Source organism: Pseudoglutamicibacter cumminsii, from assembly GCF_003143995.1.
In the GTDB taxonomy this organism is placed as follows: domain Bacteria; phylum Actinomycetota; class Actinomycetes; order Actinomycetales; family Micrococcaceae; genus Pseudoglutamicibacter; species Pseudoglutamicibacter cumminsii_B.
Genome location: NZ_QFWG01000007.1, coordinates 69,905 through 92,896 on the forward strand (window position 1 = coordinate 69,905; position 22,992 = coordinate 92,896).

The following is a 22,992-nucleotide window of genomic DNA, read 5'->3' on the forward strand; positions in this document are numbered from 1 at the left end:
TCACCCACCGGAGATATCCAATTCGGCGTGGGAAATCATGGCCTGATGCTCGTCATTCAAGTAGCGCGACTCCAGCCAGTTCTGCGGCAGATGCGGTCGCTTAGGGCTACCGGCACGGCCACGCGAACCCTCCGCCGCCTTGCCCGGGTACGGGGCATCCCAGTCGAGCTTCGAGAGCAACTCATCCAGCTCATCGAGCGCCGAAACCTTCGCGAGCCCCGAACGGACCTCGCCTCCGACCTCATAGCCCTTGAAGTACCAGGCCACATGCTTGCGCAGATCCTGCAAGCCGCGGAACTCGTCCTCGAAATGCTCGATGAGCAGCTCAGCATGGCGGCGGAACACGCCAGCAACATCGCCCAAAGTTGGCCGGTAACGCACAGGCGAACCGTTCAACGCGGCCTCAAGATCTCCGAAAAGCCACGGCTTACCCTGAACGCCTCGACCGATCTGGACGCCGTCAACACCGGTCTGTTCAACCATGTCCACCGCATCTTCGGCGCTGAAAATATCGCCGTTGCCGATCACCGGAATGTCTGGAAGCGCCTCGCGGAAACGAGCGAGCGCCTCCCAATCCGCGCGGCCAGAATAATGCTGATTCATCGTCCGGGCATGCAACGCGATCGCGTCAACACCCAGGTCGCGAGCCATCTTGCCGGTCTCGATATACGTCAAGTGATCGTCATCGATGCCCTTGCGGACCTTGACCGTCAACGGCACGTTACCCGCATGCGCCTCCTCAACAGCGCCGGCCAGCAGACGTTCAAAAAGGTCGATCTTCCACGGCAACGCGGAACCGCCGCCCTTGCGCGTGACCTTAGGAGCCGGGCAACCGAAGTTGAGGTCGATGTGGTCCGCGCGCCCCTCTTCGACGAGCATTCGCACCGCCGCACGTACCGTATTCGGTTCCACGCCGTAGAGCTGAACCGAGCGGATCCGCTCATCCGGGTGATGCTTGATGATCCGCATCGACTCCCGCGTACGCTCAACCAGAGCGCGCGAAGTCACCATCTCGCATACAAACAACCCATCGCCGTATTCGGCGCACAAACGTCGGAACGCCGAGTTCGTGATTCCCGCCATCGGCGAAAGCACCACAGGCGAAGCGAACCTGAGGTCACGCAGACGTAATTCAGGCAGCGTGAGCTTGACCGGATGATCAGTCTCACCGGTGCTCAACGGGGCGATAGGGCTTGCAATAGTCACGATTCCATGGTGCCATGCTCCGCGGCCGGCGTGCCATGCGAACCGGCGCCCTGCATCGAGGCCTTGACCACGATCACACCGATCAGCGTCGTCACCGGAATCGCGATGACCAAACCAATCGAGGCAACCAACGTGCGCACGACCTCTTCAGCGAGCTCACCCGTCGTGAGGAACTTCAGCATCGAATAGTCGTACATGCTCATCAAAAGCAACGTCGCGATCGCCCCACCCGCGTACGCGAACACAATCGTGTACACCGTCGAGGCGATGTGGTCGCGCCCGATGCGCATCGCAGACCTGAACAGTTCGCGCGCCGACGCGTCCGGCTTAGCATCAGCGAGCTCCCACACCGCGGAAGCCTGCGTGATCGTCACGTCGTTGAGCACACCAAGACCCGCGATGAACAGGCCACACAACACGATGCCCGAAAGCGAAACATTCGGCGCGACCTGGTTGAGCGTGTACGTCGAATCCTCGCCCAGTCCCAGCAGCGATGCGCTGTCGGTGGCCCACACCGCGATGCCCGCGGTCACAAAAAGCCCGACGATGGTGCCCAGCAACGCTGTCGTGGTGCGTGCCGTAAGTCCATGGGCAAAGTACAAGACAACGAACATGATCGCGATCGCGCCGACCAACCCAACCCACAGCGCAGGCTTACCTGCCAGCAACGCAGGGAACATGAACCAGCCGAAAATCACAAACGAAAACGCGAGCCCAATCAGAGCGCGGAAGCCACGCCAGCCAGCGACCACAATCACGAGCAGTGCGTACACGATCGAGAGCAACGCGACCGGAAAATCGCGGTTGTAATCGATGAACGTAGCGGTCGGCGCCGCATCCGGGCCGATGTCTTCCCCACCCACGGAAGCACTGATCAGCATGACGCGGATCTTGTCCCCAACCTCTGGAGGATTGTGGTTCTCCACTTCAGGCGGGATCTGCATCGGAACCAACTGTTCCGTCTCCGGATCCGTGACGTACGGGACGCTACAGGTCTCGTCCGACTCGATTTCCACGTCCCCGGCATGCGAATCCGAAGCGGCACAACTGCCGTCCGAATCCACTTTGTCCACCGGCAACGTCAGAATGCTGACGCCCGGCGCAGCCGAATACGGTTGCCCCAACGAATGAGGGCGATCCGAGTCGCTCGGCCACAACCACACAAGCCCCGCGATCGTGAGCAGGGCAAGCGGGATGAGGATGGCCGTCAGAACGATCGTGGCACGACGACGCAACCGCGGGTTAGCGATCGGAGCATCATGGCTGTGCCCATGAGGTTCATGAACACCGTGCTCATGGGCACCGTGTGCACCGTGCCCTGCAGAGCAGCGGTCATCAGCGCTGCGGCGGAAAAGATCCTTACGCATCCGTCGCAACAATGTTGGTCGTCGTGACGATAGTGGCCAAACCCTTCGGGCCCAGCTCGTCAATCACACGGCCCAGCGGAACCATCGCGGTATCAACCTCGAGCTGAACAGGGAACTGATGCACCAACATCGCCAGCAAATCCCGGCAAGCCTGCGCTGCGCGATCCTCATCCAGCTCAGGGTTCCACCCCAGCAAAACCTCGGTCGGAGCGTCCGGGCGTGCTGGCTCATACGAAACCGCGAACGCGAGGATCGGAGCGTCCTCGCCCATCGCGCGGTCACGAACCACAACGGCACCCTTGGCACCCGTGTGCGGACCCAACAGCATCGTCTGAGTAAGTCCCACCGTCATCGTCGACGGATCCCATGCATGCGTCGCGTTATAGAACTCGGCGACCAACGTGGACAACTCAACAGAGCCCGTCGCCGCTTCCTCAAGCACCAGCCCGTCCTCAGCGAACTCAGGCAAAGGCAACGCAGACGGCTCAACGACCACAAGCATCGACTTGTTGATCAGGCCAAAGCCCTCGGCCGCGAGGAAGCCAGCCGCACCATCGGCATCTGGGTTCTCACCCGCGGCAGCCGCCGTATAACGCGCCTTCAGCTGCGCGCCCTCCGGCAGCTCAGCCTTCAAAAGCGCGAGCAACTGGTGCCCGATCCCCTGCCGACGCTCGCCCGAAGCGACCTCAACATAGAACCAGTACCGTTGCGGATGCAGGCTCGAGGAGTACACAACGCCCGCCGCGATAGGAACATCATCCAACTCGGCGACAATGCAACGAGCGAACGGCTCATCACTCGAGGGCCGCAACATGGCTCGGTCTTCATGCGCCTGCGGTGTGCGGGGGCCACCCCACACTTCCAACAGACGCAGGTCGTCGCCTTCCGCCCACGGGCGGAACGTCAGGCCCTCAAGTTCAGCCACACTCATACAGCTCCCATCAGCTGGGTTGCAAGGTACGCAGGAAGCTCATCGATCGCGACGCGCTCCTGTTGCATCGTGTCACGCTCACGCACCGTGACGGCGTTGTCTTCAAGCGAATCGAAGTCAACCGTGATGCAGAACGGCGTACCGATCTCATCCTGGCGGCGGTAACGACGACCGATCGCGCCCGCGTCGTCGAAGTCAACGTTCCACTGTGCGCCGAGCTTCTGGGCCAACTCGCGAGCCAGCGGGGACAGCTTCTCGTTGCGGGACAGCGGCAAAACAGCGGCCTTGACCGGAGCCAGGCGACGGTCAAGCTTGAGCACGGTGCGGACGTCGGTACCGCCCTTCGTGTTCGGTGCCTCGTCCTCGTGGTACGCGTCCACAAGGAACGCCATCATCGAACGAGTCAGGCCGAACGAAGGCTCAACAACGTACGGAACGTAGCGCTCGCCCTTCGCCTGATCGAAGTACGACAAGTCAGTCTTGGAGTGTTCGATGTGCTGTTTGAGGTCGTAATCGGTGCGGTTAGCGATACCCATGAGCTCGCCCCACTCCGAACCCTGGAAACCGAAACGGTATTCGAGGTCGATCGTGCGATCCGAGTAGTGGGCGCGTTCGTCCTCAGGGACATCGAGCTTGCGCAGGTTATCCGGGTCAACACCGAGGTCAACGAACCAGTTCCAGCAGTCCTCAACCCACTCATCGAACAGTTCAGACGCCTGCTCAGGCGGGGTGAAGTACTCGATCTCCATCTGCTCGAACTCGCGCGTGCGGAAGATGAAGTTACCTGGGGTAATCTCGTTGCGGAACGCCTTACCGATCTGGCCGATGCCGAACGGCGGCTTGCGGCGCGCCGAGTTCACGACGTTGAGGAAGTTCACGAAGATACCCTGCGCGGTCTCCGGGCGCAGGTAGTGCAGGCCGGACTCATCGTCGACGGCGCCGAGGTAGGTCTTCATGAGGCCCGAGAACTGCTGTGGCTCAGTCCACTGGCCGCGGTTGCCACAGTCAGGGCACACGATCCCAGCCATGCCCTCTTCCGGCATGCGGCCCTTCTTAGCCTCGTACGCCTCAAGGAGGTGGTCTTCACGGTGGCGGCGATGGCACGAAAGGCACTCGACGAGCGGGTCCGTGAACGTCTCAACGTGGCCGGACGCCTGCCAGATCGGGGTAGGGATGATGATCGAGGAGTCCAGGCCCACCATGTCCGAACGGGAACGCACGAACGTGTTCCACCACTGGCGCTTGATGTTTTCCTTGAGCTCAACACCCAGCGGACCGTAGTCCCATGCAGAACGCGAACCGCCGTAAATTTCACCTGCCTGGAAAACGAACCCACGCCGCTTAGCGAGTGAAATGACCTTGTCCAGCTTGGACGCTGCTGCCATGTTGATAGAACTCCATCGGTTGTCACGGGCCGCCGGCTGCGGTCCGTTCTAGTCTGACGTCAATCCTAACGGTTACGTAGATTTTTGGCGCGTTATTGAAGGCGTGCGTAGTTCGCTGTGCTCGCGAGACCCTGCATCGTGAGACCCTTGAGACATGAGCTCAGCAGACATCATTGACGTACCCGTTCGCACCGCAGGTATTCGTTTGGGCCAGTTTTTGAAGCTGGCGAACGTGGTTGAGGACGGCGTGCAGGCCCGCGAAGAGATCGCCGACGGCGCCGCAACCGTCAACGGCGAAGTCGAGACCCGCCGTGGCCGGCAACTAGATTTCGACGACGTGGTCGGCTTCCACGACATGACGTTGCGTGTCGCCCGCGAAGACGAAGACTTCTAGCGCCGCTGGGACAGCGACCTACACCTGGGCACCCAGCACTTTGGCGGTCAAGAACTCGCCGATGTGCCGGATCTCGGTCTGGCCGACGCCGTGACCGACCCCTTGGTAGTTGAGCTTCGTGAGGTCCGTGTTCGCGCGCGCCCACGTGTTGGTCGGCTCAATGAACCGGTCCGGGATCACCGGATCTTCCGGATCGCGTCCCCAGAACATCGGCAACTTTTCTTCACGCGAGGCCAACTCTTCATCCTTGAAGAAGTCCTCACCCGCATCGTCGGCGAACTGCTCCAGCGTGAAGCCAGACAAGCCCACCAACGCATCGACAGCGGACGGATCGCGGCGCGCAACCGAGGTCGCCATCGCCATGCCCTGTGAGAAGCCCACCAACGTGACCGATTCGTGCTGTTTCTTGCGTTCAGCAACCCACTCGGTCAGGTCCTCAACGACCTGGCTGTAATCAGCCGAGTTGAACTCCAAATCCTGGCTAGAGAGCGGGAACCACGCGTAACCACCGAAGCCCAGTTCAAGCGGCGCGCGCACCGACATCACAATGAACTGCTCCGGAAGCATGCTCGCAATCGGCAACAGGTCGCGTTCATCCGCGCCGAAACCATGCAAGAAAACCAAGAGCGGCGCAGACTCATTTACGCCCTCAGGCACATGCTCAACAACAAACGGTTCCCACTTTTCGCTCATAACACCATCCTGCCACGCGACGGGCGGCACTCACGCAAGAAATTCGCGGAACGGCGCGTCCAGCTGATGCCCGTCCGTCAAGAAACCGTCGTGCCCTACCGGCGTTGAGACCACATGAACCTCAACATCGCCCGGGAGCGCGTCCGCGATCCGTTGCGACTCCTGCGGGTAGTACAGGCGGTCCGTGTCGACTGCGGCGATGAAGAATTCGATGCCGCCTAGGGCACCGAGAGCCGACTCGACTCCCCCGCGGCCGCGCCCCACATCGTGGCTCATGAGAGCCTCCGTGAGCGTGAGGTATGCGTTCGCATCGAAGCGCTTGACGAGCTTGTGCGCCTGGTGATCAAGATAGGACTCGACGGCGTACCGGCCGCGCTCATCGCGGCCAGCAGAGCCCAGCGGCAGCTCCTCGCCTTGCGGCGAGCGCCCAAAGCGATGGTCGAGCTCGGCAGCGGAACGGTAGGAAACGTGCGCAAGACGGCGCGCGATACCCAGACCGCGCTGTGGGCCGGTTCCGTTGCCGTGACCGTAATAGTCACCGTCGTGGAATTCAGGATCAAGGCGGATCGCTTGAGTCTGGATCTGGGCGAAAGCGATCTGCTCAGCCGAGGACTCCGCGGTCGCCGCGATCACGGCGCATCGCTTGACGTGCTCCGGATAGCTCGCGGCCCACTCGAGCGCGCGGGCACCACCCATCGAGCCGCCCACAACGGCATGCCACGCATCGATGTTGAGCGCCTGCATGAGCCGGAACTCCAGTGCGGCCATGTCGCGGATCGTCACGAACGGGAAGCGCGAGCCATACGGCTGGCCGTCCTCGGCCAGCGATGCGGGGCCGATCGTCCCGGAGCATCCGCCGAGTGCCGCAGGAACCACCGCGCAATACGTGTTGGTGTCCACGGGCTTACCCGGGCCCACGACATCGCGCCACCAACCCTGCTCCGGCGCAGCCGCGGTGCTGGATGCCGCACCGTCGGCTTGCGTGCCGGCAACCGCATCGTTGGCTGGCCCGCCGTCCGCGGCGTGAGTGTCCCCGGTCAGGGCGTGCAAAACCAGGACGGCGTTGCTGCGGTCCGCGTTGAGCTCGCCGAAAACCTCATACGCGATATGGGTCTGCGGCAAGTGCCCGCCCGTCTCCAGATCCAGCGGCCCCAGGGAAAGGATCTTCACGCCGTTCTCCGGGGCGTTGTGCTGCAAGTGCTCTCGTACATCCAACGTCATGACGCTGCCTTCGCTTAGTACTTTTGCTTGATGGGTTCCTGACGATTCCGTTGCTGAGCGCCAGCAAGTGGCGCTTCCCGTGCGTTATGCGCGGGCGGCGTGGAATGCGTCGAAACCCTTCTGCAGGTCAGCGATGATGTCGTCGACGTGTTCGAGGCCCACGGAGAGTCGGACCGTGCCCGGCCCAACGCCTGCGGCCTTCTTCTCTTCAGGGGTCAACTGCGAATGCGTCGTGGAGGACGGGTGCGCGACGAGCGAGCGAACGTCACCCAGGTTGGCCACGAGCGAGTGCAGTTCGAGCGCGTCCACGAAAGCGCGGGCGGCTTCTTCGTCTTCCTCTGCGTCCTTGATTTCAAACGAGACGATCGCACCCACTCCGTTCGGTGCGTAGTGGCGGCCGCGCTCGTACCACGGGCAGGACTTCAGGCCCGCGTAGATGGTCGCGGAGACGTCGTCGCGGGCTTCGAGCCATTCAGCGACCTTCTGCGCGTTTTCGATGTGGCGCTCAACGCGTAGCGACAGCGTCTCGAGGCCCTGAGCGATCAGGAACGAGTTCATCGGGGAGATCGCCGCTCCCGTGTCACGCAGCAGCTGCACGCGGATCTTGAGGATGTAGGAGAGGTTCGCGCCCAGAGGCGAACCGACACCCATGTCGCGGCCGTAGACGATGCCGTGGTAGGACTCATCCGGCTGGTTGAAGCCCGGGAAGCGTTCCGGATGCTTGGTGTAGTCGAAGTTGCCGGAGTCGACGATCACGCCGCCCATCACGGTTCCGTGGCCGCCGAGGTACTTGGTTGCGGAGTGGACGACGACGTCGGCACCCCATTCGATAGGCCGCAGCGAGTACGGGGTTGCCAGCGTGTTGTCGATGATGAGCGGAACGCCGGCTTCATCGTGGGCGATCGCGGCGATGTTTTCGATGTCGAACACATCTTGACGCGGGTTGCCGATGGTTTCGCCGAAGAACGCTTTGGTATTCGGCTTGATCGCGCGGCGCCATGCGTCGAGATCGTCTGGGTCCTCTACGAAGGTGACCTCAACGCCGAGCTTAGGCAGCGTGTGCTTGAAGAGGTTCTGCGTTCCGCCATAGAGGGACGGGGAGGCGACGATGTGGTCGCCTGCTTCCGCGACGTTGAGGATCGCGTAGCTCGTTGCTGCCATGCCGGATGCGACGAACAGCGCGCCGACGCCGCCTTCAAGGCTTGCGAGGCGGTTTTCGATGACCTCGGTGGTTGGGTTGTTGAGGCGCGTGTAGATCGGACCGAGCTCACTCAACGCGAAACGGTTCGCCGCCGCTTCGGTGTCCGGGAAGACGTACGCGTTGGTCAAGTGGATCGGCAGAGCCTGCGAACCTGTGACCGGGTCTGGCGTCTGGCCGGCGTGAATCTGACGAGTTTCAAACTTCTGCTGCGACATTAAAAGAGCACCCCTTGCTCACTGTGAGGGGCTTGCCCGCGAGTGCCGGACGGCGAAAGCGCTCGAAGAGGAGAAGTTACGTCCACCCGATGACGGGCGGGCATAGCCCGCGCTTGCCACAGCGGCATTCCCGTGTGGCCAGGTCCTCACCCGGGGCACCCCGCCGCGGACGGAGGGTTGCCGGCCAGCAAACCGGGGTTTTGCACTGGCACTCATGACCTTGTCATTTAGCGTACAGCACGCCTGAACCACGAAGCCAGGTGGTGTTCACAATATGAACTGAGCCGCGCATCGGCGTTTGTTTCACGACCTTTCACGAAGGTCTGCAGACCCTTCTAAGTCACATAAACCAGCGCACAGATAATCGCAACTTAGGTAAGCCTAAGTAGAGATGTAGCTCACACAGTGCCAGATTTAACGCATGAAGCTCGATCACGTTTCTTACGCATGCGGGCCAGAAGGCCTGACGACTACTGCTGACCGTATCGCCGAGCAGCTCGGGCTCCGATACGTCAAAGGAGGCGTGCACCCACGCTTCGGAACACGCAACGTGTTCTTCCCACTCCGCAACCACCAGTACCTCGAAGTTGTAGAAGTACTCGACCACCCGGCCACGCTACAGCAGCCGTTCGGCAAAGCTGTGCGTGAGCGCTCCGAGATGGGCGGCGGCTGGATGGGATGGGTCGTTTCCGTCGACGACATGACTCCGATCGAAGAACGGCTCCAGCGCGGCGCCGTCCCAGGCTCCCGCAAGTTCCCGGACGGCCGCGAACTCACCTGGCGGCAAATCGGCATCAACGGGCTCATCGCAGACCCACAGTTACCTTACTTCCTGCGCTGGGATGAAGGCTTCGAGGACCTGCATCCGTCCATGGCTGAAGAACCACACGGCGAAATCGTAGAACTTACGATCTCCGGCAACCGCGAGCGCATCGACGAATGGCTCGGCCACCCGGGCGAAGACTTCAAGGGCAACGTCGTGTTCAACTACACGGCCCCCTCCGGGATGCCGGGCCTGCAGTCGGTCACGCTGAAAACCCCTAAGGGCCTCGTCACGATCTAGCGCGAGCCACTGGGTTCGGCGGCGCCTAGCCGCCGCGCTCTAGCTACCGTAACCGAACCAGGCGGCCAACAGCGGGTAGCCCACGAAAGCTACCGCATCGAGCAAAAAGTGCGCCCATATCAGCGGCATAATGCGGCGCTTCCGTAGGTAATAAATCCCAAAGATCACGCCCATCGCTACGTTGCCGATGAACGGCCCGATGCCCTGATACAGGTGATACGAGCCGCGCACCACAGCGCAGAAAACGATGATGGCTGCAGGGCCCCACTTGAGTGTCGCGAGCCGCTCATGCAGGTACGCGAGCACCACGATCTCTTCGAGCAAACCGTTCTTGAGCGCCGCCAGCAGCAGCACTGGAATGCTCCACCACGCATCTGGTAGGCCCGATGTGGTGATCGCGGTCGTGATGCCCAACGCGCGGCCCGCCGCGTACACGCCGAGCGTTCCCACACCGATCAGCACGAAAAAGCCGACGCCTACAGCGGCGTCCGTACCCCATCGTCGGGCGTCAATGCCCCACCTACGCAACGGCTTGTTGCCCGGCCAGCGCGACACCAGATAGATCACGAGGGCGACCGGCGCGAGCGCAAAGAAAATCCCCGCAAGCTGATACAGCAGATCGATCCACGGGCGGGTCCCCGTTGACGTGTTGAGCGCCGCGGTACCGGATGAAATAGGGCCTCGCGTGATCGTGTCGAGCAGGTCGATGAGGGCGTAGACGCCGGACTTGCCGAGCGACAGCGCCAAAACAATAGCGATCTCCCACCCCAAAACCGCGCGCGACGGAACTGCCGTCGAAGGAGCAGTGTGCGACGGAACAGCCTGCGCCGGCGCGACTTGGTCATGCCCGGTGTTCGAGTGTGAGGGTCGGGAACTCATGCATCCGATTATGCTCGGTAGGCTGGAGGCATGGCCAGGGAACCACTCCGTGAGGAAATCGAACGCGCCGCTGCTTTGTACCCTGATGCCGATTGGGTTTCCGGCCAGGTTGAGGAATCGGGTAAGTCGAACGTAGTTCTGATCCCAGGTGATCCGGTTCCTGAGGTTGTGTTTCGGATGGCGCGAACGCGTGAGGAAGCCCTCGCGCAGCCACACCAGGCCGCTTTGGTAGACGCGCTTGCCCCGCATGTTCCCTGGCTCGTTCCTGAGTCCCGCTCCCCCGTCGATGCGGCTGGAGGGATCATCCAAAGTTTCATCCCAGGAGCCGCGCACCCGCTGCGTGAAGGTGACCCGGCTGTGTTGGGCCGAATCGTTGCCGACCTGATGGCGATCACTCACGACGCGTATGAGGCCTTGGTGGGTGCCCCGTGGGATGCCGAGCCGGAGTGGACGCAGGCCCGCTCGGATGCCGCGATCGATGCGTTGGAACCCGATGTGCGTGAAAGTGCGGCCTCCGTGTTGGCTGCCGTGCACGAGATTGAGGATGCAGCGGGTTCCGCTGTGCCACAGGGTTTGGTGCATGGGGATCTAGCCGGCAGGAACATGCATTGGCGTGACGGAGAACTGGTGGGGGTTCTGGATTGGGATAAGGCTTCGCGTTGGGACCCTGCGATCAACCTCGCGCATTTATCGCTGTGGCACGGCCAGGATGTCATCGATGAGGCGGCGCCGGATGAGTTTTTCGCGGCGCGGGCTCACGTGTGGAATGGGGCGTTCGCGTTGACGCGTGTTGCCGACGCCGCGTTACGCGGCGGGGTCAAGACGTGGGGGCGGCTCTTGAGGAAGACGCAGCCGCGCATCGTGTGGGCCGGGCAGGCTGCGGGCACGTGCTTCGAACTGCTGTGCTAAAGCCGCGCAGGCGCCAACGCAGCTCGGTTACTGCGAGCGGTAGGTTCGTACGCCCGGCTTCTTAGGCGGCTCGATGGGCCAGAACGCTACGACGGCCCACCAAGCCGCGATCATCAGTACGATCGTGATGCCGATGATGAGGTTGGGGTTCGGGACGAAGAACAGCAGCTAAGCCACGATGACCGCGCGGAACAGTGTTGCCCGGGTTATGTTGCTCGGGTTGTTTAGCCCCGGTTGTTGAGCGAGGGTTGTTTGGATGCGCGAGGCGCCCGGGGTTTGTGACCCCGGGCGCCAGCACGTGTGTGGTTTAGAGGACGTTGAGGATCTCGTCGTAGGCTGGTTCCTCACCCACGCTTGGGGTCAGGGAGGAGTACAGCACGCTGCCGTCGGTGTCGATGACGATGACGCCGCGAGCCATGAGGCCCTTCATTGGGCCGTCTGCGAACTTGATTCCGTAGTCTTCGCCGAAGCTCGAGCGGAACGCGGAGGTTGCGACGACGTTGTCGATGCCTTCAGCTCCGCAGAACCGGCCGAGTGCGAACGGGAGGTCCATCGACACGGTGACAACGACGGTGTTGTCGAGGCCTGCTGCACGCTTGTTGAATTCGCGCACGGACTGGGCGCACACGCCGGTGTCGATGGATGGGAAGACGTTCAGGACAACGCGCTTGCCGGCGTAGTCCTTGAGAGTTACGTCTTCGAGGTCGGTGTTGACGGTGGTGAACTCTGGAGCGGCCTGGCCCACTGCAGGGAGGTCGCCAACGGTGTTGAGGGTCTTACCTTGGAACTCGATAGTAGCCATGCGTCTATCCTTTCAGATCTGACCTGGTTCGCGTCAGGGGTTTGGCCTCAGGCTTAACCGCTACCTGACAGTTTTAGCGTACGGGCAGAACACCGTAGGAGGCTTGCGCTCCTGCGCGGGTCACGGTGTCGGCGGCGTAGCGGGTTGCGTACGCGGCGGCGTCGGCGAGGCTGTCCCCTGCCGCAAGCCGCGCGGCGAGCGCGCCCACGTAGGCGTCACCGGCGCCGGTCGTGTCGACGGGAGTTACGGTGTGGGCCGGGATCTTGTGTTCGCCCTGATTGTCGATGACGTGGGAGCCGTTGGCTCCGAGCGTCATGACAACCGAGCGCACCCCTGCAGCTTTGAGCGCGTGCACGATCTCTTCGTCGCTCAGGCCGTCTGGGTTTCCGCCGAGCATCGTGAGGGCGCCTGCGCCTTCGTGTTCGTTGACGACGAGCGGGTCTGCTCGCAGGATCAGGTCCGCTGGCACCTCGATGACGGGCGCGAGGTTGAATACGACCCGGTCTTTTGCTGCCGCGAAGGCCGCTTGGATTCCGGTGACGGGGATTTCGCCCTGAAGCACGACGACGCCTTCGATCGCGGTGGCACGCGCTTGGACTGCGCCGGCGTCGAGGTGTTGGTTGGCGCCGGCGATCACGATGATCGTGTTCTCTGCGCCGTGGTCGACGGTGATGATCGCGGTCCCGGTTGGTTCGTCTTCGCGTACGAGGACGTGTTCGAGGTCAACGCCGTCCGCGGCGAGTAGCTCGTGAGCTTCGCGTGCGGCTTCGTCGCTTCCGACTGCCGTGATGAACCGGACGTTGGCGCCTGCGCGGGATGCTGCGAGCGCCTGGTTTCCGCCTTTACCGCCTGGTGAGTGCACGAGCGTGCGTCCGAGGAGGGTTTCGCCTGGCCCAGGGAGGCGGTGCACGGTTGCGGTGATGTCCAGGTTGGTGGACCCCACGACGGTGACGGTTGGCTTGCTCATGCACGTTCTCCTTGGGTGATGGGCCTGATTGGGTGCTGCGCCTGCTGCACTGGTGCGCCTGCTGGGGTGGATCTCGACGACAGCGGCGGCGTCGGGTGGGTTAACCGCTGGTCCCCGTCACGTGTTGGGTTGTGACGGGGACCAGGTGAGGTTAGTTGATCTTCTCGAGGATGATCTCGCGGACTCGACCTGGGTCAGCCTGGCCGCGGGTCGCCTTCATGATCGGTCCCATGAGGGCGCCAATGACCTTCTGGTTGCCGGCCTTGATCTTTTCGACCACGTCCGGGTTATCGGCCATCGCCTGCTCCACGGCTTCGGTCAGCGCGCCGTCGTCGGACACAACTGCAAGGCCGCGTTTCTCGACGATCTCGCCCGGTGTGCCTTCGCCGTCTGCGACGTGGGTCAGCACCTGGCGGGCGATCTTGTTGTTGATCTTCTTCTCGCCGATGAGCTTCTCGATCTCGACGACGTGCGCCGGGGTGATCCCGACCTCGGTGACGTCTTTGTCTGCTTCGTTCGCGATGCGAGAGATCTCGCCCATCCACCACTTGCGTGCAGCGGATGCGTCCGCGCCAGCCTTCTCGGTCTCTTCGATCGTGTCGATGAGGCCGGCGTTGACGATGTCGCGGAACTCTTCGTCAGAGAAGCCCCACGCAGCCTTGAGACGGGAACGCTTCGCGGCTGGCAGCTCTGGAAGGCGTTCACGCAGTTCGGCAACCTGGTCGGCGGTGGTGACGATCGGCACGAGGTCTGGCTCTGGGAAGTAGCGGTAGTCGTCGGCGTCGGACTTCGGACGACCCGACGACGTAGTACGGGTGTCTTCGTGCCAGTGGCGGGTTTCCTGAACCACGGTCTCGCCGGCGTCGAGGATGCCCGCGTGGCGGGAAATCTCGTAACGAACGGCACGTTCGACGGAGCGCAGCGAGTTGACGTTCTTAGTTTCGGAGCGGATACCGAACTTTTCGGAACCGATCGGCATGAGCGATACGTTCGCGTCGCAGCGGACGTTACCGCGTTCCATGCGGGCATCCGAGATGTCGAGCGCCTTGACGATGTCGCGGATCGCTTCAACGTACTTGCGCGCAAGCTCTGGGGCGTCCGCACCGGCACCCGTGATAGGGCGGGTCACGATCTCGACGAGCGGGACACCTGCACGGTTGTAGTCGACGAGCGAGCTCGATGCGCCCTGGATTCGGCCCGAGGAGCCGCCGACGTGGGTCAGCTTGCCGGCGTCTTCTTCCATGTGTGCGCGTTCGATTTCGACGCGGTAGACCTTCCCGGAGTCCAGCTCGATGTCGAGGTAGCCGTCGTATGCGATCGGCTCGTCGTACTGCGAGGTCTGGAAGTTCTTCGGGGTGTCCGGGTAGAAGTAGTTTTTGCGGGCAAAGCGGCAGTATTCTGCGATGTTGCAGTTGAGCGCCAAGCCGAGCAGGATCGCGTATTCGACGCCTGCTTTGTTCACGACGGGAAGCACACCTGGCAGGCCGAGGTCGACTTCGTTGACGTTGGTGTTCGGGTCGTCACCGAATTCGTTGGGTGCCGAGGAGAACATCTTGGTCTTGGTGTTCAGCTCGACGTGTACCTCGAAGCCTAGGACTGGCTCGTAGCGCGTCAGGGCTTCGTCGAAATCAACAATCTCTGTCATGTTTAGTTAGCCTCCTGAACGCGGGCTGCGACTGCTTCGTCCAGGTTTGGTGCCTGGGTCAGAAGCGGGCCGCCGTAGCTTTCTTCGAGTGCGGCCTCAGCGGCTGCAGCGATGCGGTACATGCGGGCGTCCTCGTGCGCTGGCACGAGGAATTGAACGCCTACTGGGAGGCCTTCGGAGAGCCCGGATGGGATCGAGATACCTGGGATCCCTGCGAGGTTCGCTGGGATGGTTGCGATGTCGTTGAGGTACATTGCAACCGGGTTGTCGATCTTTTCGCCGATCTTGAACGCGACGGTCGGAGCCGTTGGGGTCACGAGCACGTCAACCTTCTCGAATGCGGCCGCGAAGTCACGCTGGATGAGCGTGCGGATCTTCTGTGCCGAACCGTAGTAGGCGTCGTAGTAGCCTGCGGACAGCGCGTAGGTTCCGAGCATGATGCGGCGCTTAACTTCGTCGCCGAAGCCGGCCGCGCGGGATGCACCCATGACGCGTTCGATCGTGACTGGGCCGTCCTCTGGGAGTACGCGCAGACCGAAGCGAACACCGTCGTACTTAGCGAGGTTAGAGGAAACCTCGGACGGCATGATGAGGTAGTACGCGCCGACCGCGTAGGTGAAGTTCGGGCAGTCAACTTCGACGATCTCAGCGCCGCGCGCTTCGAGGGTCTTGAGGGTTTCTTCGAAGGATGCGGTCACGCCGTCTTCAAAGCCTTCGCCGCCGCGCAGCTGCGAGATCACGCCGACCTTGACGCCGGTGAGGTCGCCGGCCGCGCCTTCTTCAGCTGCCTTGATGAGGCCTTCGGAGCTGCCTTCGAGCGAGGTTGAGTCCTTCGGGTCGTGGCCGCCGATGAGCTCTTGCAGTGCGGCTGCATCCCACACTGTGCGTGCTACGGGGCCGATCTGGTCGAGCGAGGATGCCATCGCGATCGCGCCGTAGCGGGAGACCGCGCCGTAGGTTGCTTGACGCCGACGGTGCCGGTTACAGCGGATGGCTGACGGATCGATCCGCCGGTATCGGTTCCGAGTGCGAGTGGCGCGAGGTGGCCGGCGACTGCTGCCGCGGAACCGCCGCCGGAACCACCTGGGATGCGGTCGAGGTCCCACGGGTTACGGGTGACACCGAACGCGGAGTATTCGGTTGAGGAACCCATCGCGAATTCGTCGAGGTTGGTCTTGCCGAGCATCGGCAACTTGGCTTCGCGGATCTTGGCGATCACGGTCGCGTCGTAGGGGCTCATCCAGCCTTCAAGCATGCGGGATGCTGCGGTGGTCGGCTGACCCTTGGTGACGATGAGGTCCTTGATCGCGATGGGCACGCCGGCGAGCGGGTGGAGGGCTTCTGCTTCTGCCCCGCCTGCTGCGCGGATCTGGTCGACTTCGCGCGCTACTTCGAGCGCTTCGTCAGCGTTGACGTGCAGGTATGCGTTGACGACGCCGTCGAGCTTTTCGATGCGGTCGAGGTGGGCTTTGACGGCTTCTTCGCTGGTGATCTCGCGTGCACGCAGTTTTGCGGCGAGTTCGGATGCGGAAAGTTCGTAGATCTCTGCCATGGGTTATCAGTCCTCGTCCAGGATCGCTGGGACACGGAAGCGGCCGTCTTCGGCGTCAGGAGCGTTGGCGAGTGCCTGCGCTTGGGTGAGCGTTTCGCCGACGACGTCTTCGCGCATCACGTTGGTCAACGGGATGGGGTGGCTGGTTGCCGGGATGTCGTCAGTTGCGGCTTCGCTGACTGAGGCGACGGCGTCCACGATCGCGTCGAGCTCTGTGGACATCCTGTCGAGTTCTTCTTCTGTCATGGCAATGTGTGCCAGGGTCGCTAGGTGCGCCACTTGGTCACGTGAGATTCCAGACATTTCCCTCCCAATCTTTCAAAGTCCCGATGGGTTTAAGTGCTTGCACCAGTTTAGGCGCAGTTGCCGTAGTTGGCATTTTGGGGTCTATATGTGAGTTCTGTTCAGGACCCCGACGTGTGGTGCTGGCTGATTTCTTTGCTGAATGCCGCGAGCCATAGCCCAGGTACTTCTGGGATCTCGACGTCCCGGTGGGTGTCGCGTGAGAATCCGTAACGCGCATAGAAACGCATCGCTGGTTCCCAATCGGGTGTGGTGGTCAGAACAAGACTGTGGATACCGGGCAACGTCTCGGCGAACTCGAGGAACTTTTCGACAAGTCTCCCGCCGAGACCCGTGCGTTGGAACCGCGGGTCCACAACGAAGAGGCGCATCTCGAGCTCGCCGTCCTCTGCGAGGTCGGCCCACAGGCTGCCTGCCAGCGAGAACGTCACGGAGGCCACGATGTTCTGGTCCGCGTCTTCCGCGACGAACATGAGTGCGTGCCGGCGGCGTTCCGCTACCTGCGCAACCCGCTGCATGTACCGGTGGTCTGCGGACTCGAAGTATCCCGCGTGTAGGTACGCACGCTCGGTGAGCTCACGAATAGCTTCATCATCGTGGTAGGTCGCATAACGGAGCGTGATGGCGCCCGCGTTGACCTCACCGTCACGGTTGGCTGCATCGCTAACGCTGACTGCATTGCCCGTGTTGATCGTGGCGATTGGTCCGAGCCATTGTCCGTGGACATCGCCTACAAGACACCATCCGTAGCTGTGGGAGCCGTTCCAGAGGGGGCGTTGTACCGGGAAGCCTGCGGTTTCTGCGATGAATGCGCCGGCCGCCCAGTCCCATTCGTTGATGTTGGTTTCCGCGTAGGCGTCGAGTGTCCCGTCCGCTACAAGGCACATGTCGATGGCCGCTGAACCGAGGCGGCGGACGTTGTCGAAGTGCGGGATGAGGCGCGTGAGCGCCTGGGCTTGGTTTTGACGCTGCCCAGCGCCGTAGCCGAACCCATAAGCGAGAATCCGAGCCTGGCTGGAAGCGCCTGCGGATGCCTCCGCTGTGAGGGCTCGGCTGGGTTCCTCCCCGTACCGGGAAGGGGCCCTCTCGGCATCCCACGCAGCTGTGTACGCATGCCCTGCTTCTGCAGGCGCTGGATCTGCGGATGCGGTGGCCGCCCACATCTGCTTGAGTTCGGGTGCGATCACTACCCCGGCGACCCACTGCTCAACGAATGAGGTGTCTTCGGTTGGGTTGCCGTCTTCATCGAGATTCTCGCGGAGGTATTCGCGCCGCGCCACGGCGACGGATACCCCGTAGTGCGGCAATCCGCGCACGAAGTTCGCGGTCCCATCCAGCGGGTCGATGCACCAGCGGTATTCGGCATGAGTGTCGCCGGTTGCGTCGTATTCTTCGCCCGTGAGCGCATCGTCGGGCCGGCGAGCGTGAATGTATTCGCGAATCGCTTGCTCGGATGCGCGGTCGGCCTGGGTGACCCAGTCCCCTGCCCCGGATTTCGTGTCTGCGGCAGCGGTGATGTCCGCCTGGCCCCGCATCGACGCGAGAACCGTGGCGCCCGCATGCGCAGCGCCCAGCCCAACATCGAACACCTCAGCCAACACAGAGTCTGGTGCAGTTTGAGCGTGGCTCACTGGTCGCCACCTTCCTCCGGTGCAGCACCATCTTCCGGCGCAGCACCATCTTCGAGAACGGATGTGCCGTGTTCGAGGAGTTCTTTGAATCCGTCTTCGTCCAGTACTGGAATGCCGAGCTCTTGGGCTTTCGTGAGCTTGGAGCCTGCGGCTTCACCTGCAACCACAACGCTCGTCTTCTTGGAGACTGAACCTGTTGCTTTGCCGCCGCGGGCGAGGATCGCTTCTTTCGCCTCGTCGCGGGAGAAGTCCGCAAGGGAGCCTGTCACGACGATCGTGAGGCCTTCGAGGATCGCAGCAATCTCTTCGTCTCGTTCGTCGGCCATCTCGTAGCCGTTGGCCCGCCAGGCTTGCTGCCACGCGTCCACGATCTCGACGTGCCAGTCTTCTTGGAACCAGTCCACGAGCGCTTCAGCGATGATGGTGCCCACGCCGTCGATATCGGAAAGGATCTCGACAGCGTTCTCGCTCGCTACGGCCTCACGCAGCGCGTCCATCGAGCCGAAGCGCTGAGCTAGAGCCCGCGATGCGGTCGGGCCGACGTGGCGGATCGACAACGCGACGAGCACACGCCACAGGTCCTTGCCCATAGCGCCAGCGACCTCGCGGAACAGCTTCTGCGTATTCGCGTTGGGCCCGGCGGGTTTAGCCGAGGTTCCACGCGTATAGAAGTATGGGCGCAGCTCCCACACGCCGGTCCCCTGGCCTTTCGAACGCTTCTCGCGCCACACGCGGACATCCGCGAGCGACTTCGACAGCTCAGACTCCGGGTCAGCAAGGTCGAACAAATCGCGTTCGGTCGTCAAAGGTCCAGGGCCCGAAGGAGCTGGAACCCCGTTGTTCTCGGCCGGGTCAGGTCCCGGACCGATCGTGAGCGCGATAGCCGCTTCGGCGCCGAGAGCCTCGATGTCGAGCCCGCCACGTGATGCCGCGTATTCAACACGCTGAGCCAGCTGCTCTGGGCAGTGTTGGCTGTTAGGGCAACGGAGATCTACGTCGCTTTCCTTCGCGGGACGCAACGGCGTTCCACACGACGGGCATTCGCTCGGCATGACCCACTCAGAAAGTTCGTCTTCGCGACCTTCACGCAGCGGGAGCACCGGGCCTACGATCTCAGGGATGACGTCGCCTGCCTTACGCAGCACCACGACGTCACCGATCAGCAGGTTCTTGGCCTTGACCACATCGCGGTTGTGCAAGGTTGCACGCTCAACCGTCGAACCGGCAACCGTGACAGGGCGCATCACGCCATATGGCGTGACTCGGCCGGTGCGCCCGACCTGCACGCGGATTTCCAGAAGGTCCGTGTGCACTTCCTCCGGCGGGTATTTATAGGCGACAGCCCAACGAGGAGTGCGGGAGGTATAGCCGAGTGCGCGTTGCGCTTGGAAGTCATCGATCTTGATGACCATGCCGTCGATCTCATGGACCAGGCTGTGGCGGTCCTGTCCGATCTGATCGATGTATGCGAACACCTCGTCGGTGGTGTCGAACAGCTTGTTATAAGGGGATACCGGGAGCCCCCATGCCTCAAGCTGCGCGTAAATCTCGTGCTGAGACTCAACATCCATGCCTTCACGTGCGCCCACGCCGTGAACGAACATCCGCAACGGTCGCTTAGCCGTCTGCGCTGGGTCTTTCTGACGCAACGAGCCCGCCGCGGCGTTACGGGGGTTCGCAAGAGGCGCTTTGCCCTCGGCAATGAGCGACTCGTTGAACGCCTCAAACTCCTTCGACGGGATGAAAACCTCACCCCGGACCTCGAGCTCTGCCGGCCAGCCTTCGCCCTTCAACTCGTGCGGGATATCCGCGATCGTCTTGACGTTATCCGTGACGTCCTCGCCCGTCGTGCCGTCCCCGCGGGTTGCCGCTACGTCCAGGACACCATCGCGGTAAATCAGGTTGACCGCGAGACCATCGATCTTGACCTCGGTCAGCCACTTAACCTCAACCCCTGGCGCAAGCGAGGCGCTGTTGGTGCGGGCACGCTCAAACCACGTTTCCAGCTCTTCGTAGCTGAAAACATCTTCGAGCGAATACATCTGGCTCGGGTGCTTAACCGGCGAGAACGCCGCCGAAACTTCGCCACCCACCTCTTGGGTCGGCGAATCGTTCGTCACCAGCTCAGGATGCAGAGCCTCAAGCTCTTCAAGCCGAGCAAACAACTCATCAAACTCGGCATCGGAAACCAGCTGCGTGTTCTCGTTGTAATACGCGTGCCGGTACTTACGGACCTTATCGACGAGGTCCGCGTACTCTTCCCGCAACTCGTGTGCGGGAACAGCTGCAGACTCTACAGCCACGGACTCGCCAGCCGCAGAGCCCTCAGCCGTTACGGATGCAGCCGGTATGGATGATGCTTTCGATGCCTTGTCAGTTGCCACGAATCCATCATGCCCCAGGGGTCTGACAGTTTGAACCACAGGCACGGGCTATGTCGTAAACAGAGCTATGTCGTCAACACGGGCTATGTCGTATACCGCGACCGTTAAGTCACGAACCTCAGTCGACCGGCAAGATTGCGTCAGGCCCCGGCGACATCTCAGACGGGGTCACCGAACCGAAGCCCTGCAGTTCAACTGGAGGCAGCTGCTCAATCACGAACCGCTCGTCGCCGGCCAACACCTGGCTTGTTAGCGGATCGATCAAAACCTGGCCGGGCTCGGCCATCGACGTCAACCGTGCGGCCATGTTCACCGTCGCACCATAAATGTCGCCCAAACGCGACAAGATGCGGCCCCACACCAAGCCCACACGCACCTCAGGCATGTCCTCTTCCGGGCTGAAAGCCCGCGCCAACGTCAGCGCGATCCGAGCGCCAGCCTGCGGCGTCTCCGCAACGTAAAGAACTTCATCGCCAATGGTCTTGACCAACCGGCCACCACCAGTCGAAATGATCGCCGCGCACCGCGACTCAAAATTCTGAACCAACCGCGCCAAACGCCGCGCATCCATGCCCCGAGAAAGCGACGTGAAGGACACCATGTCAGCAAAGCCGACCGCCCGCGCCAACGGAAGCGCCGCATCGTCCTCCGTGCCCGTCCGGTACTCATTCGAGGAACGCAAACCCGACTCAGCGCGCAAAACCTGCCGGTGAATCGCTGCCGCGAGGTTGCGCTGATACGAATAGTTGACCATCTTCAGCAACGGGTCCAACATCTCGTCCAACAGCAAAACAACCTGCCGGCGCGCTTCAAGGTCACTCATCCCGTGAGTCGAAACGAGGTCCTCAACAAGCGCCTCGATCTGCCAAATCGCCATGCGGTCCGTGAGCTGACCGATCGAACGCGCGATCGAGAGCATCGCGTCCTCAGACAAACGCTTCTGGCGAACCTGATCGACCATCGTCTCGAGCGCGCGCTGATCCCGCATCGTAAACGCGACCTGATCGTCAGAAACCCGCGGAAGCCCCAACGCGCGCCACAGTTTGCGCGCCGAGTGCAGCGAAACCCCGACGTGCGCGGCGATCTCACGGCGGCGCATCGTGCGAGCTGAACCCCGCAACCGCATTTCGAGGCGCTGGGCCGCGGCCCGCACCTCGTCCTCGGTCTCGGTTTTGGTCTCAAGAACGGGCATCGACGTCGTGATCGGGCCGAGCTCAGGGACGGCCCCAATAGCGTGGGTGTCGAGCGCTTCCCATGCAGTTGGGTTCGATGCGCTCACCGGCATCGCCGGTTCGCTCGGCTTGGTTTGCGCCACAGGAATGTGCCCCGAAACAACGGGCATTTCTACGGCTGGCATCTGAGCCGTCACGATGCGTTCGCCGCCGCCTTCGGCATGTTCTCCGGCATCTGATTCTTCCGGAGCGACGCTACTCATTTCCGCTGTAACAGGCCTGAGCGACGGCGGCGGGACCGGGCTCAGCGCCGTATATTCGTCGGGGTTTTCGGTGCGTTCAGGTGGGTTCTCGTGACTCACTGTCTGCACCGTCCTTCCCGTCAAAGTAGTTCGTTGTTGTGTATGCAGCGGCTGAGGTCAAAACATTCCCAGTCCATTCTTACACCTTGCATCGAAAAATGTGTCAAAGGTCACGTCATGTCCACGATGCGGTCAACCGTTCACATACCGAACGGCACCATGATTCACATGCCGTACGGCACCATAACCATATGCCTCTGCGCGGCCGCAGCTTCGCGCCGGAGGCATCCCGCAACGTGGGCCACGTCGGGAACGTTGCGAAACGTCGCTTCACGACCGTTAGCCGCCAAGACCAGGACCCCCGGCGAGCGCTGTTCGCGATCAACCGGCTTGAACCATACCCCGGTGACCTGGTGCACGGGGATGTGCTGAACCGTCCGGCCACGCTGAATGAAGAAACGCTGGTTAGTGAGAGTGATGTGAGTCGTTGCCCACAGCCAGAGAGGCCGGAGGGCCCACCGAAGCAAGGCAAAGCCCCACGCAACAACCACGAGCACCACCGCTACTCGGGAGATCCACGTCCACGGGTCACCGAGCTCCGCGATCCGCCACGCGAATCCGCCCAGCATCGCGGCGATGATCGTCACGGTCACCAGAACCCATCCCACGGAGCGCAGCGCACGCGGGTGTCGACGAGTTCGGATCACAACCTCTTCGCCGGGGTGCAGCAGTTTCCGCGGGACCATTCTTACTCTTCCACTCAGGTGAGC

The 22,992-nt window shown here is 62.3% G+C and carries 19 protein-coding genes, 1 pseudogene and 1 riboswitch; of the genes and pseudogenes, 3 read left to right on the top strand and 17 right to left on the bottom strand.

Annotated elements, in window-relative coordinates:
- The 4 genes from dusB to CAY35_RS06490 are packed head-to-tail and all read right to left on the bottom strand — an operon-like array spanning window position 1 to window position 4,889.
- Window positions 1-1,206, bottom strand: a complete 1,206-nt coding sequence (dusB, locus tag CAY35_RS06475) for a tRNA dihydrouridine synthase DusB (protein WP_375231761.1) — start codon at window positions 1,204-1,206, stop codon at window positions 1-3.
- Window positions 1,203-2,573 (bottom strand): YibE/F family protein, encoded by a 1,371-nt coding sequence (locus CAY35_RS06480; RefSeq protein WP_109303835.1) that lies wholly within the window; start codon window positions 2,571-2,573, stop codon window positions 1,203-1,205. Before CAY35_RS06480 ends, dusB begins: the two co-directional genes overlap by 4 nt.
- Window positions 2,566-3,504 (bottom strand): GNAT family N-acetyltransferase, encoded by a 939-nt coding sequence (locus CAY35_RS06485; RefSeq protein WP_109303836.1) that lies wholly within the window; start codon window positions 3,502-3,504, stop codon window positions 2,566-2,568. Before CAY35_RS06485 ends, CAY35_RS06480 begins: the two co-directional genes overlap by 8 nt.
- Window positions 3,501-4,889 carry a glycine--tRNA ligase gene (locus CAY35_RS06490; RefSeq protein WP_109303837.1) on the bottom strand — a complete coding sequence of 463 codons (1,389 nt, stop codon included), beginning with the start codon at window positions 4,887-4,889 and terminating at the stop codon, window positions 3,501-3,503. The genes CAY35_RS06485 and CAY35_RS06490 overlap by 4 nt, the downstream gene beginning before the upstream one ends.
- A 154-nt stretch (window positions 4,890-5,043) precedes the next feature.
- Here CAY35_RS06490 and CAY35_RS06495 point away from each other — a divergent pair, with 154 nt between their 5' ends.
- Entirely contained in the window at window positions 5,044-5,283 is a 240-nt protein-coding gene (locus tag CAY35_RS06495) for an RNA-binding S4 domain-containing protein (RefSeq protein WP_109303838.1), read from the top strand.
- Window positions 5,284-5,301: 18 nt separating this feature from the next.
- On the opposite strand, the gene CAY35_RS06500 is transcribed toward CAY35_RS06495, so the two are convergent.
- The 3 genes from CAY35_RS06500 to CAY35_RS06510 all read right to left on the bottom strand — a co-directional run bounded on the left by CAY35_RS06500 (window position 5,302) and on the right by CAY35_RS06510 (window position 8,613).
- A complete protein-coding gene (locus CAY35_RS06500; RefSeq protein ID WP_109303839.1) occupies window positions 5,302-5,976 on the bottom strand; it encodes an alpha/beta hydrolase in 675 nt (224 codons plus the stop codon).
- 30 nt (window positions 5,977-6,006) lie between these two features.
- Window positions 6,007-7,197 (bottom strand): homoserine O-acetyltransferase MetX, encoded by a 1,191-nt coding sequence (gene metX / locus CAY35_RS06505; protein WP_109303840.1) that lies wholly within the window; start codon window positions 7,195-7,197, stop codon window positions 6,007-6,009.
- 84 nt (window positions 7,198-7,281) lie between these two features.
- Window positions 7,282-8,613: an O-acetylhomoserine aminocarboxypropyltransferase/cysteine synthase family protein gene (locus tag CAY35_RS06510; protein WP_109303841.1), complete on the bottom strand. Its 1,332-nt coding sequence runs from the start codon at window positions 8,611-8,613 to the stop codon at window positions 7,282-7,284.
- 104 nt (window positions 8,614-8,717) lie between these two features.
- Window positions 8,718-8,833: riboswitch (SAM riboswitch) on the bottom strand.
- Window positions 8,834-9,034: 201 nt separating this feature from the next.
- Between CAY35_RS06510 and CAY35_RS06515 the strand changes: the two genes are divergently transcribed.
- The gene (locus tag CAY35_RS06515) at window positions 9,035-9,676 is read left to right on the top strand and encodes a VOC family protein (protein ID WP_109303842.1); all 642 of its coding nucleotides are present in this window, start codon (window positions 9,035-9,037) and stop codon (window positions 9,674-9,676) included.
- A 39-nt stretch (window positions 9,677-9,715) separates the two neighbouring features.
- Here CAY35_RS06515 and CAY35_RS06520 read toward each other — a convergent pair whose 3' ends face one another.
- A complete protein-coding gene (locus CAY35_RS06520; protein ID WP_109303843.1) occupies window positions 9,716-10,555 on the bottom strand; it encodes a CPBP family intramembrane glutamic endopeptidase in 840 nt (279 codons plus the stop codon).
- A 30-nt stretch (window positions 10,556-10,585) separates the two neighbouring features.
- Between CAY35_RS06520 and CAY35_RS06525 the strand changes: the two genes are divergently transcribed.
- Window positions 10,586-11,464, top strand: a complete 879-nt coding sequence (locus CAY35_RS06525) for a phosphotransferase family protein (protein ID WP_109303844.1) — start codon at window positions 10,586-10,588, stop codon at window positions 11,462-11,464.
- 307 nt (window positions 11,465-11,771) lie between these two features.
- On the opposite strand, the gene tpx is transcribed toward CAY35_RS06525, so the two are convergent.
- The 9 genes and pseudogenes from tpx to CAY35_RS06570 all read right to left on the bottom strand — a co-directional run bounded on the left by tpx (window position 11,772) and on the right by CAY35_RS06570 (window position 22,968).
- Window positions 11,772-12,266 (bottom strand): thiol peroxidase, encoded by a 495-nt coding sequence (gene tpx / locus CAY35_RS06530; RefSeq protein WP_109303845.1) that lies wholly within the window; start codon window positions 12,264-12,266, stop codon window positions 11,772-11,774.
- A gap of 73 nt (window positions 12,267-12,339) precedes the next feature.
- Window positions 12,340-13,233, bottom strand: coding sequence for a ribokinase (locus tag CAY35_RS06535; protein ID WP_109303846.1), 894 nt, complete (start codon window positions 13,231-13,233; stop codon window positions 12,340-12,342).
- 151 nt (window positions 13,234-13,384) lie between these two features.
- Window positions 13,385-14,878, bottom strand: coding sequence for an Asp-tRNA(Asn)/Glu-tRNA(Gln) amidotransferase subunit GatB (gene gatB / locus CAY35_RS06540; protein WP_109303847.1), 1,494 nt, complete (start codon window positions 14,876-14,878; stop codon window positions 13,385-13,387).
- Window positions 14,879-14,880: 2 nt separating this feature from the next.
- A pseudogene (gene gatA / locus CAY35_RS06545) lies at window positions 14,881-16,430 on the bottom strand (Asp-tRNA(Asn)/Glu-tRNA(Gln) amidotransferase subunit GatA).
- Between the two features lie 6 nt (window positions 16,431-16,436).
- Window positions 16,437-16,733: an Asp-tRNA(Asn)/Glu-tRNA(Gln) amidotransferase subunit GatC gene (gene gatC / locus CAY35_RS06550; protein ID WP_101630259.1), complete on the bottom strand. Its 297-nt coding sequence runs from the start codon at window positions 16,731-16,733 to the stop codon at window positions 16,437-16,439.
- 101 nt (window positions 16,734-16,834) lie between these two features.
- The gene (locus tag CAY35_RS06555) at window positions 16,835-18,364 is read right to left on the bottom strand and encodes an inositol monophosphatase family protein (RefSeq protein WP_109303848.1); all 1,530 of its coding nucleotides are present in this window, start codon (window positions 18,362-18,364) and stop codon (window positions 16,835-16,837) included.
- Window positions 18,361-20,715: an NAD-dependent DNA ligase LigA gene (gene ligA / locus CAY35_RS06560; RefSeq protein WP_109303873.1), complete on the bottom strand. Its 2,355-nt coding sequence runs from the start codon at window positions 20,713-20,715 to the stop codon at window positions 18,361-18,363. The genes CAY35_RS06555 and ligA overlap by 4 nt, the downstream gene beginning before the upstream one ends.
- A gap of 151 nt (window positions 20,716-20,866) precedes the next feature.
- The gene (locus CAY35_RS06565; protein ID WP_258265672.1) at window positions 20,867-22,282 is read right to left on the bottom strand and encodes an adenylate/guanylate cyclase domain-containing protein; all 1,416 of its coding nucleotides are present in this window, start codon (window positions 22,280-22,282) and stop codon (window positions 20,867-20,869) included.
- 164 nt (window positions 22,283-22,446) lie between these two features.
- Complete coding sequence (locus CAY35_RS06570) at window positions 22,447-22,968, bottom strand: hypothetical protein (RefSeq protein ID WP_109303849.1); 522 nt, start codon at window positions 22,966-22,968, stop codon at window positions 22,447-22,449.
- Window positions 22,969-22,992 lie beyond the last annotated feature (24 nt).

Coding starts and splice junctions, on each gene's coding strand:
- CAY35_RS06480 (WP_109303835.1), bottom strand. CDS start 2,573: ATGCGTAAGGATCTTTTCCGCCGCAGCGCTGATGACCGCTGCTCTGCA.
- CAY35_RS06485 (WP_109303836.1), bottom strand. CDS start 3,504: ATGAGTGTGGCTGAACTTGAGGGCCTGACGTTCCGCCCGTGGGCGGAA.
- CAY35_RS06490 (WP_109303837.1), bottom strand. CDS start 4,889: ATGGCAGCAGCGTCCAAGCTGGACAAGGTCATTTCACTCGCTAAGCGG.
- CAY35_RS06495 (WP_109303838.1), top strand. CDS start 5,044: ATGAGCTCAGCAGACATCATTGACGTACCCGTTCGCACCGCAGGTATT.
- CAY35_RS06500 (WP_109303839.1), bottom strand. CDS start 5,976: ATGAGCGAAAAGTGGGAACCGTTTGTTGTTGAGCATGTGCCTGAGGGC.
- metX (WP_109303840.1), bottom strand. CDS start 7,197: ATGACGTTGGATGTACGAGAGCACTTGCAGCACAACGCCCCGGAGAAC.
- CAY35_RS06510 (WP_109303841.1), bottom strand. CDS start 8,613: ATGTCGCAGCAGAAGTTTGAAACTCGTCAGATTCACGCCGGCCAGACG.
- CAY35_RS06515 (WP_109303842.1), top strand. CDS start 9,035: ATGAAGCTCGATCACGTTTCTTACGCATGCGGGCCAGAAGGCCTGACG.
- CAY35_RS06520 (WP_109303843.1), bottom strand. CDS start 10,555: ATGAGTTCCCGACCCTCACACTCGAACACCGGGCATGACCAAGTCGCG.
- CAY35_RS06525 (WP_109303844.1), top strand. CDS start 10,586: ATGGCCAGGGAACCACTCCGTGAGGAAATCGAACGCGCCGCTGCTTTG.
- tpx (WP_109303845.1), bottom strand. CDS start 12,266: ATGGCTACTATCGAGTTCCAAGGTAAGACCCTCAACACCGTTGGCGAC.
- CAY35_RS06535 (WP_109303846.1), bottom strand. CDS start 13,233: ATGAGCAAGCCAACCGTCACCGTCGTGGGGTCCACCAACCTGGACATC.
- gatB (WP_109303847.1), bottom strand. CDS start 14,878: ATGACAGAGATTGTTGATTTCGACGAAGCCCTGACGCGCTACGAGCCA.
- gatC (WP_101630259.1), bottom strand. CDS start 16,733: ATGTCTGGAATCTCACGTGACCAAGTGGCGCACCTAGCGACCCTGGCA.
- CAY35_RS06570 (WP_109303849.1), bottom strand. CDS start 22,968: ATGGTCCCGCGGAAACTGCTGCACCCCGGCGAAGAGGTTGTGATCCGA.